Below are 10,669 nucleotides of genomic sequence, written 5' to 3'. Positions count from 1 at the left end.
GGCGTTCGGAGAGTTCTCCGTGCTGTACCAGGGCGCCGTCGACAACCCGAATCCGCTGTTCCGCCGGCGTGCCGCGGCTGCTGCGGCTGCGCAAAAGGCCTCCGCATGAGCACAGCGAATACGTCTGCTGTCATCGACGACGCGCTGGCCGCGAAGATCGAGCGCCTGAACGCGCTGATCGATTCGATCGCCGAGCGCCACGCAAAGGTCAAGCTCGCGAGCAGCCTCGCCGCGGAAGACATGCTGCTCACGCATGCGATCCTGTCGCGCGGTGCGAAGATCGGCATCTTCTCGCTGAACACGGGGCGCCTGCATGCCGAGACGCTAGGCATGATCGACCGCGTGCGCGAACGCTACGGCTACGAGATCGAGCAATTCCACCCGCAGGCGGATGCGGTCGATCAATACGTCGCCGAGCACGGCCTGAACGCGTTCTACGAGAGCATCGATTTGCGCAAGCGCTGCTGCGAAATCCGCAAGGTGGAGCCGCTCAATCGCGCGCTTGCCGGCGTCGAGGCCTGGGTGACGGGCCAGCGCCGCGAACAATCGGTAACGCGCGCCGAGCTGCACGAGGCAGAACAGGACGCCGCGCGTCAAATCGCCAAATACAATCCTTTGGCGGACTGGGCCGAGGCGGACGTGTGGGCGTACCTGAAGGCGTTCGACGTGCCGGTCAATCCGCTGCATGCGCGCGGCTACCCGAGCATCGGCTGCGAGCCCTGTACGCGCGCGATTCGCCCCGGCGAGGACAGCCGGGCCGGCCGCTGGTGGTGGGAGTCGCGCGACACGAAGGAATGCGGCTTGCACATCACGACGATTCCGATCGTCCCCGCTGCCGAAAACGCCGAGAACGCAGCCGCCCGATAGCCTCATCCGATGAATACTGCCGCAGCGCCGAGCCCACCACGCGAAGCCGCTTGCGACGTGACGCTAAGAAGGACCCAGAACATGAGCACGACGCTCGAACCCACTGCCGCCGCCCAACCGCTTTCCATCACGGCAAACCGTATGGACCACCTCGACTGGCTCGAAGCGGAGTCGATCCACATCCTGCGCGAACTGGTCGCCGAATGCAGCAAGCCCGCGCTGCTGTTCTCGGGCGGCAAGGACTCGGTCGTCGTGCTGCATCTGGCGCTGAAGGCGTTCGGCCTCGGCGCGAACCGCAAGACCTCGCTGCCGTTCCCGCTCGTGCACATCGACACGGGCCACAACTATGGCGAAGTGATCGACTTCCGCGATCGCCGTGCGGCCGAAATCGGCGCGGAGCTGGTGGTCGGCCACGTCGAGGACTCGATCAAGCGCGGCACGGTGCGTCTGCGCCGCGAGACCGATTCGCGCAATGCTGCGCAGGCGGTGACGTTGCTTGAAACGATCGAAGCGCACGGCTTCACCGCGATGATCGGCGGCGCGCGCCGCGACGAAGAGAAGGCCCGCGCAAAGGAGCGCATCTTCTCGTTTCGCGACGAGTTCGGCCAATGGGACCCGAAGGCGCAGCGCCCGGAACTGTGGAGCCTCTATAACGCGCGCCTGCACCACGGCGAGCACCTGCGCGTGTTCCCGATCTCGAACTGGACCGAACTCGACGTGTGGCAGTACATCGCGCGCGAAGGGCTCGAACTGCCGTCGATCTACTACGCGCACCGCCGCGAGATCGTGCGCCGCAACGGCCTCTTGGTGCCCGTCACGCCGCTCACGCCGATGCGCGAAGGCGAGACGAGCGAAACGGCGCTCGTGCGCTTCCGCACGGTGGGCGACATCAGCTGCACGTGCCCGGTCGAAAGCGACGCGGACGATCTCGAGAAGATCATCGCCGAAACCGCCGTGACCGAAATCACGGAGCGCGGCGCCACGCGGATGGACGACCAGACCTCCGAAGCCGCGATGGAACAGCGCAAGAAGCAAGGGTATTTCTAAGCACACGAACGAGGGCAGGACAATCATGAGCATTCATCAACCAGAAGACCTCGGCGTGTTGCGCTTCATCACCGCGGGCAGCGTCGACGACGGCAAGAGCACGCTGATCGGGCGCTTGCTGTACGACAGCAAGGCGGTGCTGTCGGATCAGCTGTCGGCGATCTCGCGCGCAAAGAACAAGCGCACGGCCGGCGACGAAATCGACCTCTCGCTTCTGACCGACGGCCTCGAAGCCGAGCGCGAGCAAGGCATCACGATCGACGTCGCGTACCGCTACTTCGCCACCGCCAAGCGCAAGTTCATCATCGCCGACACGCCGGGCCACGAGCAGTACACGCGCAACATGGTGACGGGCGCATCGACCGCGCACGCGGCGATCATCCTCGTCGACGCGACGCGCGTCACGTTCGAGAACGGCGCGGCCGTTCTCCTGCCGCAGACCAAGCGCCACAGCGCGATCGTCAAGCTGCTCGGCCTGCAGCACGTGATCGTCGCAATCAACAAGATGGACCTCGTCGAATTCAGCGAAACGCGCTTCAACGAGATCCGCGATGCGTACGTCGCGCTCGCGCGCCAGCTTGGGCTCACGGGCGTGCGCTTCGTGCCGGTGTCGGCATTGAAGGGCGACAACATCGTGACGGCGAGCGAGCGCATGCCGTGGTATGCGGGCGAGCCGCTGCTCGACTTGCTGGAAGCGCTGCCGGTCGAACCAGCCGCGAGCCATACGCTGCGCTTTCCGGTGCAGTGGGTCGCGCGCCAGGACGGCAGCCAGGCCGACGATTTCCGCGGCTACATGGGCCGCGTCGAAGCCGGCGAGGTGAAGGTGGGCGACGCGCTCGCCGTGCTGCCGGGGAACCGCGAAGCGACGGTCGAGGAAATCATCGCGCCGGTGCCGGGCGGCACCGCGCAGGTCGATCGCGCGTTCGCCGGCCAGACGGTGACGATTCGCCTCGCGCAAGACGTCGACGTGTCGCGCGGCGACACCTTCGTGCTGCGCGAGCACGCGCCCCAGCCCGCGAAGAAGCTCGACGCGGACCTGTGCTGGTTCGACGAGGAACCGCTTTCGACGCAGCGCAAGTATCTGCTCAAGCAAACGACGAACACCGTGTTCGCGCGGATCGGCGCGATCAAGGAAGTGCTCGACGTGCACACGCTGTCGCACACGGGCGACGTGCACAACCTCAAGATGAACGACATCGGCCGAGTCGCGCTGACGCTGCAAAAGCCGATCGTCTGCGATGCGTACGACTCGCATCCGGGCACGGGCGCGTTCGTGCTGATCGACGAGGCGACGCATCACACGGTGGCGGCCGGGATGATTCGCGCGTATGCCGCGTGAAGCGAAGCGATCGGATTGGCACACATTGGCAAACGTCGGCACAATTCGGGTTTAGACCGTAGACCAACGGGACGAATGCAAATGGGCAAGGTGTATCTGATCGGAGCAGGGCCGGGCGCGGCGGACCTCATCACCGTGCGCGGCGCGCGCCTTTTGGCGCAGGCGGACGTCGTGCTGCACGACGCGCTGGTCGAGCCCGAAATGCTCGGCTACGCCCCGCACGCGCGCAAGATTGCGGTCGGCAAGCGCTGCGGCCAGCGCTCGACCGCGCAGCAATTCATCAACAAGCAGATCGTCGATGCCGCGCGCGAGCACGCGGTGGTGGTGCGCTTGAAGGGCGGCGACCCGATGCTGTTCGGCCGCGCGGACGAGGAAATGCGGGCGCTGGAAGCGGCCGGCATCGACTATGAAATCGTCCCGGGCATCACGGCGGCGCTAGCGAGCGCGGCGGCGATCAGGCGTTCGCTGACATTGCGCGGCGTCTCGCGCAGCGTCGCGCTTGCCACGCACAGCCGGGCCGCCGATACCGACGCGATCCGCGAGCAGGTGAACGCCGATTCGCTCGTGTTCTACATGGGCCGCGACAGCGCGCCCGATATCGCGCAGCAATTGATCGACGCGGGCCGCGCGGGCTCGACGCCGGTTGCGATCGTCGAAGCATGCAGCACGCCGCGCGAACGCACGTTGACGCTTACGCTCGAAGCGCTCGCGATGGGCGAAGCGCAACTGTGGCTCGATCCGGCGCAGCCGAGCTTACTGATGATCGGCGATGCGTTCGCGGAGCGCGGAGGTGCTGCCAAGGCGGAAGACGAGGCGCCTCGCGCGGGGATGCTGAACGCAGCCTGAGCGAGCGCTTCCTATTCGAATTGAAGGGAGCGGGAATCTGCTGCCGCGGAAAGGGCGGCAGACGCGCCTAGACTGCCTCGCGCAGGCAATATTGGACGACGGCATCGAGCACGGCGTCGTCTTCACCCACCGCCACCGCGCAGCGGATCTCCACCCCCGGATGTGCCGCCCGGCACACGTCGATCGCGGCCGGCAGATCACGCCGGACATGTCCCCCTTGACCGAAGAACACCGGCACGACGGTGATCTCGGCGCAGCCGCCGGCAACCTGCTCGGCAATCGCGGCCGGCAAATCCGGCGTCATCAGTTCGAGAAACGCCAGCGACACCGGGCCCGCCGATGCGCCACGCGCCGCGCGGAGCTTGCCTGCGAGCCGCTCGAACGGTTCGGCCCAGCGCGGGTCGCGTGCGCCGTGGCCGAACAGGACGATGCCGTGCATGCTCATCATGTGTTCCTCGCGTTGCGTGCCGCGCCGGCGAGGCGCGCTAGTGACGATCGACCCATTTCAAGCCGACGAGCCCGAGCACGAGGTAAATGAGCCCGGGTGTCGCCGCCGTTATCGGCGCGGGCCATGTATTCAACGTGCCGATGTGCGAGAAGAGCGTGTTGAACAACTGGAAGCTCATGCCGAGCATGATGCCGCCGAACACCTTCACGCCGACCACGCCCGCGCGCGTGTGGAGGTAGGCGAACGGCAGCGACAGCACCAGCATCACGAGCACGGCGAACGGGTAGAGCAGCTTCTTCCAGAGAGCAATCTCGTAGCGCTGCGTATCCTGATGGTTCTCCGTCAAATGCTGGATGTAGCGGAACAGATTGAACATCGACATCCGATCCGGCGACACCAGCAGCACTGACAGAATCTGCGGGGTCAACTCGGAGCGCAGCGAGTATTCGGGCACCACGATCTGATTCGCGCGGTAGACCGGGTTGAGCGCATCGGCAGGCTTTCCGCTCTGCGGCGCAATATCGGTCAGCTGCGTATCCGTCACGCCGGTGAGCAGCCAATGCCCGGGCGACTGATAGCGGCCGCTCTGCGCGATCCGCACGTTCGCCAGCCGGAACTTCGAATCGAACTCGTAGATGCGCACGTTGCTGATCGTCGAATCGGGCATCAGCTTGCCGACGTTGACGAAGCGCGTGACCTGCTCGCCGTCTTCGCGCTTGGTCAGCGTGTCTTTCACCCAGACGCCGGATTCGAAGTTGGTCGACACCGCCGAGCCGAGCGCTTCGAGCCGCACGCGCTCGGAAAGCTGATCGGTGTAAGGGCCGACCACTTCGCCGATGAAATAGGTGACGGCCACGAGCGGAATGCCGATCTTCAGGAGCGAGCGCAGCGCCTGCCCGGTCGAGAGCCCCGATACGCGGAAGATCGTGTACTCCGAGTTCGCAGCCATCTGCGCGAACACGTAGATCGCGCTGATGAGCGCCGCGACCGGGATGATTTCATAGAAGCGCGACGGCGTTTGCAGGCCGACGCGCAGCACCGCGAAGCCGAACTTGTAGTTGCCCTGGCCGACCGTGTTCAGTTCGTTGATCAGGTCGAAAAAGAAGAACAGACCGGAGAACGCGAAGAGGATGAAGACGAACGCGAGATAGACCTGGCGTGCGAAGTACTTTTCGTAGATACGCATGCGTCAGGCTCCCTGCGAGCGCGTGAACATCTTACGCGAGATCAGCGGCCGGTTGCGCACACGCAGCCAGAACAGGAACACGACGAGCACCGCGATGACGACATGCAGCCCGGCGAGGCCCATCGCGAACGACAGCTTGCCCTGCTCGATATACGACTGAACGATGTTGAGCAGGTTCGAATACGTGAAGAAGATCAAGACGGCCATCACCAGATTGATCGTGCGGCCGCGGCGCGGGTTCTGATAGGCGAGCGGGATGCCGAGCAGCATCAGGTTGATCGCCATCAGCGGCAGCCCGGTGCGCCACGCGAATTCGGCGAGCTTGTCACGGTTGGGGTGACGCAAGAGTGCCGGTGTCGACATGCCTCGCGTTGTCTGCTGATTGATGACGGGCTGGCTCGTGATCTTCACGCCGTAGCGCTCGAATTCCATGATCCGGAAATCGGGCTTGCCCGGCTCGCCGTCATAGCGGCGGCCGTTTTCGAGCACGACGAAGCGGTCGCCGTCCTTCATCGTTTCCGTGTGGCCGCGCTTCGAGACCACCACGTTGACCTTGCCGTTCTCGGTGCTCGTCACGAACACGTTCTCGACGCGGCTTTGATCGGGCGTCATCTTCTCGACGAAGAATACGCGATGGCTGGCGGGCGATTCGCGGAATTGGCCGGGCGCGAGCAGCGAGACTTCGTCGCGCTGTTGAAAGCGCTCTCGAATCAGCTTGCTCTGCGCGTTCGACCACGGCCAGCCGACGTAGGCGAAGAACGCGACGAGCAGGATGATCGGCGCCGAGAACATCGCGATCGGCTTGATGAGGCGCGCAAGGCTCACGCCCGAGGCGAGCCAGACGACCATTTCGGAATCGCGATACCAGCGGGTCAGCACGAACAGGATCGAAACGAACAACGTGACGACGAGCATCACCGCCAGATAGCCGATGATCTGAAGGCCGATCAGCACGACGACGTCCTTCGGATCGACCTCTCCGGACGCGGCGAAGCCGACGATGCGGATCATCAGCGTCGTCAGGAAAATCGTGAGCAGCACCATGAATACGGCGCCGGCCGTATACGCGAGTTCGCGCTGCAGGGAGCGTTCGAAAATCATTGTTGATGGAGAGAGGGCGGGGTGCCAGAGGTTGCAATACAGGCGCCGGTTACGCTTCGCCAAGTTCCGCCGCGGGAAAAATAGCGGATAATTGCGGCTTTCATCCTAAGCCTAGATATTTTATCCGAGGACAAGCGCGATGGACTTTAGCATAAAAGCCTGTGATTGGACCAAGGGCACAACCCACGTGTTCCTGACCGGCAAATCCGACTGTATCGTGCTCGGGATCTTCGAGTCGCAGACCCTATCCGGCGCGGCGCTCGAGATCGACGCCGCGACCAAGGGCCTCGTCACGCGCATCATCAAGGCCGGCGACATGGATGGCAAGAGCGGTACCACGCTGTTTTTGCACGAAGTTTCCGGCATCGGCGCCTCGCGCGTCCTGCTGGTGGGCCTGGGCAAGCAGGATGCCTTCGGACAAAAGGCTTACGGCGAGGCCGTGCGCGCCGCGTGGCGCGCGCTGCTCGGCACCAAGGTCGTCCAGGTCACGTTCACGCTCGCGCAATTGCCGGTGCAGGAGCGTTCGGCCGACTGGGCCGTGCGCACCGCGATCCTCGCGCTGCGCGGCGAAACCTACAAGTTCACCCAGATGAAGAGCAAGCCCGATACGCAGCCGCGGGCTTTGAAGCGGATCATCTTCAGCATCGACACCGCCGACGAGAAGGCCGCCAAGGTCGCCGCGAAGCAGGGTGTGGCGCTCGCGAACGGCATGGACCTGACGCGCGATCTCGGCAACCTGCCGGGCAACGTCTGCACGCCGACCTACCTCGCGAACACCGCGAAGAAGCTCGCCAAAGACTGGAAGCTCAAGGCCGAAGTGCTCGGCGAGAAGCAGCTCGAGGCGCTGAAGATGGGCTCGTTCCTGTCGGTGACCAAAGGTTCGGTCGAGCCGGCACAGTTCATCGTCCTGCAGTACCAGGGCGGCGCGGCGAAGGCGGCGCCCGTGGTGCTGGTCGGCAAGGGCATCACGTTCGATACCGGCGGCATTTCGCTCAAGCCCGGCGAGGGCATGGACGAGATGAAGTACGACATGTGCGGCGCGGGTTCGGTGCTCGGCACGTTGCGCGCGGTCGCCGAAATGGGCCTCAAGATCAACGTGGTCGGCATCATCCCGACCTGCGAGAACATGCCGAACGGCAACGCGACGAAGCCGGGCGACATCGTCACGAGCATGTCCGGCCTCACAATCGAAGTCCTCAACACCGACGCCGAGGGCCGCCTGATCCTGTGCGATGCGCTGACCTACGCGGCGCGTTTCAAGCCGGCCGCCGTGATCGACATCGCGACGCTCACGGGCGCCTGCATCATCGCGCTCGGCCACCACAACAGCGGCCTGTACTCGAAGGACGACGCGCTCGCGGGCGAACTGCTCGATGCGTCGCGCGAGGCGTCGGACCCCGCCTGGCGGATGCCGCTCGACGAGGAATATCACGAGCAGCTGAAGTCGAATTTCGCGGACCTCGCGAACATCGGCGGCCGTCCGGCCGGCAGCGTGACGGCCGCGTGCTTCCTGTCGCGCTTCACCGAAGCGTACCCATGGGCGCACCTCGACATCGCCGGCACGGCGTGGAAGAGCGGTGCGGCGAAGGGCGCGACGGGGCGTCCGGTGCCCTTGCTCGCGCAGTTCCTGATCGACCGCGCCGCGCAATGATCGATCGCAGTACCGTCCGCCTGATCGCCGGCGGCGCTCGCGAGGCGCGCCGCCGAGCTTTGCATGGGGCCGGAGTAAGCGCTAAAAGCGCTAACTCCGGATCGACATGACGCGGATCGATTTTCATACGAATGTCGGCGATTCGCTGCTGTACGCGTGCCGGCTCGCCCGCAAGGCTTACCAGGCGGGCCAGCCGCTCGTGGTGCTCGCCGAGCCCGCGCGCCTGCGCGCGTTCGACGAGCGTCTGTGGACCTTCTCGCCGCTCGACTTCATCCCCCATTGCATGGCAGACACCGCGCTCGCCGAAGGGACGCCGGTCGTGCTGACGAGCGATCTCGAGCACGCGCCGCATCATCAAATCCTGCTGAACCTCGGCGCGACGGTGCCCGCGCAGTTCGCGCGCTTCGAACGCCTGCTCGAAGTGATCGGCAACGCACAAGACGAACTCGTTGCGGGCCGCGAACGCTATCGTTTCTATCGCGACCGCGGGTATGCTTTGAACAACTATAAGCAAGGCGCCTGACGCGCGAATCGTCTGCCTAATCGCCGGTTCGGGATGCGGCACGACGATTGCTGCATCTCCCGTCAGCGCAATCATCGACGGAGTTCACCCGTGCCCGATCCCAACGACGACAACGCGTTTCCCGTGCTGACCGACGTGCTCGTGCCGGGCAAGACGGAGCAAGAGCAACCCGAAGAGAAAAAAATACCGGCGGAAAGCAGCGATGCCGCAGCCGATGACGCGTCGATCCCCCTGCTTTCCGACGTGCTGACGCCCGGCGCCGCGGAACATGCCCAGGGCGAAGCCCCAAAGCCGGAGCGGCCTGCAGTCGAATTCGGAGCGCAGGCGCCTGCTGCGGCGAGCGCGCCGGCGCAGGCCGCCATGGCAGACGAGGATTCGATACCGGTATTGACCGACGTGGTCGCGCCGGGCCTTGCCGAATGGGCCGCGGACGTTGCGGCACTCGAAGCGGCGCCAGGCGGGTACGTTGCGGCAGCGAACGAGAGCGCGCCGTCTGTTTCGGCCGAGCCCGCTAAGCCCGCCGCTGCAACGGAGGCGAAGACGCCAGCTGCAAAATCCGAGGCGGGCGCATCGCACGGTGTGGCCGAAGCCTCGGCAGAATCGCATGCGGTGCAGGCTTCCGCCGGAACCAAGGACGAAAAAGCGCCTTCGGACGAACCCCCCGCTCATCACTCCGCGCGGCGCAGCAGTCATCACGCGAAGTCGCAAGCGCAGCACGAGGAGACGCCGGACGAACATGGGGACACCGACGCGCATCGCGCGAAGTCTCGCGCTGAATACGCGGCCGCCGACGAGCATCATGAAGACGTGCCCGCGCACCATCGTGCGAAGCCGCACCGCGCGGCGGCCCACTCCAAGGCCCATCACACCGCCGATGGGCAGGCGCAAGACGCGGCCGCAACAGCAATGGACGCCGACGTCATCGTGGAGCGCCTGCGCGGACGCTTTGCGAGCTATCTGATGGGCGAGGGGCGCAACGTCATCGAAGCGCGTTGCCGCGATGCGTTGCAGGATCACACGAACTGGCTCGTGAACCAGATCACGCGCGAGGTGGCGCTGGCGCTGGAAGTGGAAGTGGCCGGCTGGATCCGCGAGGCGGTGCGGGAAGCGCTCGCGAGGCACGCCGATAATGCCTGAGGCGAGGCGCGCGCGAGGAGACGGATGGTCTCACGCGCCCGAAGGACCCGGCGGCAGGCCGTTCGATGCCGCAACCTCACCGGCAAGGCTTATTTCAGCGTCAACACCCAGGTGGCGAGCGCGTGCGCGTCATCGGGCGTCAATTGCGTGTTTGCCGGCATCGGCACACGCCCCCAAACGCCCGAACCGCCTTCGCTGATCTTGCGGGTGAGGTAGGCGACGGCGTCGGGGCGCGACGCGTATTTCGCCGCGACGTCGTGGAATGCCGGGCCCATCAGCGGCCGTCTCTCCGCGTGGCAGCTCATGCAGTTGCGCTGCTGCGCCAATGCCAGTCCTGGCGCGGGCTCGGCCTGCGCGGGCCCGCCTAGCGTGAAGGCGCCGGCCGTGGCTAACGCCGCTGCACAATACCTCGATCGTTTCATTCTGGTCTCCGTCGGCTACATGGCTCGACTTGTGATGGGACGCATTATAGGCAGGGCGCAGCGTTTGCCACCGAAGGCGAGGCAGAAAACACAAGAGGCACG

11 protein-coding genes are annotated in these 10,669 nt (G+C 65.3%); 7 read left to right on the top strand and 4 right to left on the bottom strand.

What is annotated here, in order from left to right:
• Positions 1–105: 105 nt before the first annotated feature.
• The 4 genes from J3489_RS26680 to cobA all read left to right on the top strand — a co-directional run bounded on the left by J3489_RS26680 (position 106) and on the right by cobA (position 4,099).
• Complete coding sequence (locus J3489_RS26680; protein WP_207003195.1) at positions 106–867, top strand: phosphoadenylyl-sulfate reductase; 762 nt, start codon at positions 106–108, stop codon at positions 865–867.
• An 81-nt stretch (positions 868–948) separates the two neighbouring features.
• Positions 949–1,914 carry a sulfate adenylyltransferase subunit CysD gene (cysD, locus tag J3489_RS26675; protein ID WP_207003194.1) on the top strand — a complete coding sequence of 322 codons (966 nt, stop codon included), beginning with the start codon at positions 949–951 and terminating at the stop codon, positions 1,912–1,914.
• 22 nt (positions 1,915–1,936) lie between these two features.
• Complete coding sequence (locus tag J3489_RS26670) at positions 1,937–3,253, top strand: sulfate adenylyltransferase subunit 1 (RefSeq protein WP_207003242.1); 1,317 nt, start codon at positions 1,937–1,939, stop codon at positions 3,251–3,253.
• Positions 3,254–3,334: 81 nt separating this feature from the next.
• Positions 3,335–4,099, top strand: a complete 765-nt coding sequence (cobA, locus tag J3489_RS26665; RefSeq protein WP_207003193.1) for a uroporphyrinogen-III C-methyltransferase — start codon at positions 3,335–3,337, stop codon at positions 4,097–4,099.
• Between the two features lie 67 nt (positions 4,100–4,166).
• Here the strand turns inward: cobA and J3489_RS26660 are convergent, their stop codons facing one another.
• The 3 genes from J3489_RS26660 to lptF are packed head-to-tail and all read right to left on the bottom strand — an operon-like array spanning position 4,167 to position 6,834.
• On the bottom strand, positions 4,167–4,544 hold the full coding sequence (locus tag J3489_RS26660) for a sirohydrochlorin chelatase (RefSeq protein ID WP_207003239.1): 378 nt from the start codon (positions 4,542–4,544) through the stop codon (positions 4,167–4,169).
• Between the two features lie 40 nt (positions 4,545–4,584).
• On the bottom strand, positions 4,585–5,733 hold the full coding sequence (gene lptG, locus J3489_RS26655) for an LPS export ABC transporter permease LptG (protein WP_207003192.1): 1,149 nt from the start codon (positions 5,731–5,733) through the stop codon (positions 4,585–4,587).
• Between the two features lie 3 nt (positions 5,734–5,736).
• Positions 5,737–6,834, bottom strand: coding sequence for an LPS export ABC transporter permease LptF (gene lptF / locus J3489_RS26650; RefSeq protein ID WP_207003191.1), 1,098 nt, complete (start codon positions 6,832–6,834; stop codon positions 5,737–5,739).
• 139 nt (positions 6,835–6,973) lie between these two features.
• Between lptF and J3489_RS26645 the strand changes: the two genes are divergently transcribed.
• The 3 genes from J3489_RS26645 to J3489_RS26635 all read left to right on the top strand — a co-directional run bounded on the left by J3489_RS26645 (position 6,974) and on the right by J3489_RS26635 (position 10,145).
• A complete protein-coding gene (locus tag J3489_RS26645) occupies positions 6,974–8,485 on the top strand; it encodes a leucyl aminopeptidase (protein WP_207003190.1) in 1,512 nt (503 codons plus the stop codon).
• A gap of 106 nt (positions 8,486–8,591) precedes the next feature.
• The gene (locus tag J3489_RS26640; protein ID WP_207003188.1) at positions 8,592–9,008 is read left to right on the top strand and encodes a DNA polymerase III subunit chi; all 417 of its coding nucleotides are present in this window, start codon (positions 8,592–8,594) and stop codon (positions 9,006–9,008) included.
• A 90-nt stretch (positions 9,009–9,098) separates the two neighbouring features.
• The gene (locus J3489_RS26635) at positions 9,099–10,145 is read left to right on the top strand and encodes a DUF2486 family protein (protein ID WP_309491429.1); all 1,047 of its coding nucleotides are present in this window, start codon (positions 9,099–9,101) and stop codon (positions 10,143–10,145) included.
• An 89-nt stretch (positions 10,146–10,234) separates the two neighbouring features.
• Here the strand turns inward: J3489_RS26635 and J3489_RS26630 are convergent, their stop codons facing one another.
• A complete protein-coding gene (locus J3489_RS26630) occupies positions 10,235–10,567 on the bottom strand; it encodes a c-type cytochrome (RefSeq protein ID WP_207003187.1) in 333 nt (110 codons plus the stop codon).
• Between the last annotated feature and the right edge of the window lie 102 nt (positions 10,568–10,669).

Source organism: Trinickia mobilis (genome assembly GCF_017315705.1).
Taxonomy (GTDB): Bacteria; Pseudomonadota; Gammaproteobacteria; order Burkholderiales; family Burkholderiaceae; genus Trinickia_A; species Trinickia_A mobilis.
Note: the sequence above shows the minus strand (reverse complement) of the source record. Positions and strands in the feature narration are given on the sequence as shown.

What these genes read in the sequence shown, in the direction of transcription:
- J3489_RS26680 (WP_207003195.1), top strand. Translation starts at nt 106, where the DNA reads ATGAGCACAGCGAATACGTCTGCTGTCATCGACGACGCGCTGGCCGCG.
- cysD (WP_207003194.1), top strand. Translation starts at nt 949, where the DNA reads ATGAGCACGACGCTCGAACCCACTGCCGCCGCCCAACCGCTTTCCATC.
- cobA (WP_207003193.1), top strand. Translation starts at nt 3,335, where the DNA reads ATGGGCAAGGTGTATCTGATCGGAGCAGGGCCGGGCGCGGCGGACCTC.
- J3489_RS26660 (WP_207003239.1), bottom strand. Translation starts at nt 4,544, where the DNA reads ATGAGCATGCACGGCATCGTCCTGTTCGGCCACGGCGCACGCGACCCG.
- lptG (WP_207003192.1), bottom strand. Translation starts at nt 5,733, where the DNA reads ATGCGTATCTACGAAAAGTACTTCGCACGCCAGGTCTATCTCGCGTTC.
- lptF (WP_207003191.1), bottom strand. Translation starts at nt 6,834, where the DNA reads ATGATTTTCGAACGCTCCCTGCAGCGCGAACTCGCGTATACGGCCGGC.
- J3489_RS26645 (WP_207003190.1), top strand. Translation starts at nt 6,974, where the DNA reads ATGGACTTTAGCATAAAAGCCTGTGATTGGACCAAGGGCACAACCCAC.
- J3489_RS26640 (WP_207003188.1), top strand. Translation starts at nt 8,592, where the DNA reads ATGACGCGGATCGATTTTCATACGAATGTCGGCGATTCGCTGCTGTAC.
- J3489_RS26630 (WP_207003187.1), bottom strand. Translation starts at nt 10,567, where the DNA reads ATGAAACGATCGAGGTATTGTGCAGCGGCGTTAGCCACGGCCGGCGCC.